Below are 740 nucleotides of genomic sequence, written 5' to 3' on the forward strand. Positions count from 1 at the left end.
AGCAAAGTGCCTTAAATGGTAAGGAAAAAGCCTTTTTAATAAGGCATTTAGAGAGGGATTTGGACAAAATCAAGGCGAAAATCAAAGAAGAAGAGGCGTTAAAAGAAGCACAAAAAGAGTGGTTAGAGGCGTTTGGGCTTAAAAGTTTAGATGAGGAAGCAATAGTAGAAATTCCAGTCGATTTAAAAGAGCGTTTAGGTAAGGAGATTAAGCTAAACAAAAAAGATTTGGAAAAGCTTATAAAAAATAAGCGTGAAAAATATATCCTACAAATCAAAGAGACTTTTAATGAGCCTGAAGCGGTGTTTATCGATGAAAATGAGGATTTAATTTTTGCGAAAAGTTTTAATGATAAATTATTTTTTGTCAATGTAAATAGGGATTATGGAGAGGCTTTTAAGGCTTTATCCTTAGCACCAAAGAAAAATAATAATCTTTTAAATAAGCTTGATAAAGCAAAGGAAATTTTGAAGTTAGATTCCAAACTTCGAGATTCCACAGCCCAACAAGCTTTTACAGGGGTTCTATCTGCGCCCAACAAATCTAACACAGAAATTATAGCACAAATAAACAATACTTTAAGTGAAGTAGTGGATAATTATGAGCATTTTTGTCAAAGATATGGAGGGAGTCTTGACGGGTCGTTGTATTTAGATGATTTTAAAGCCTTAAGTAAAGATGAGCAAAGGGAATTTTCACATATTTTATACACTTTTAGAAACTATCTTAATCAGTATGAT

At 32.3% G+C, this 740-nt stretch carries 1 protein-coding gene; it reads left to right on the plus strand.

The window, feature by feature from the left end; translation table 11 throughout:
• Positions 1-740, plus strand: a 740-nt coding sequence (locus NYG92_RS09145) for a PBECR2 nuclease fold domain-containing protein (protein WP_289234211.1), incomplete at both ends; no start/stop codon positions are given.

Origin of the sequence: Campylobacter felis (genome assembly GCF_030250085.1) — a bacterium.
GTDB classification, from domain to species: Bacteria; Campylobacterota; Campylobacteria; order Campylobacterales; family Campylobacteraceae; genus Campylobacter_D; species Campylobacter_D upsaliensis.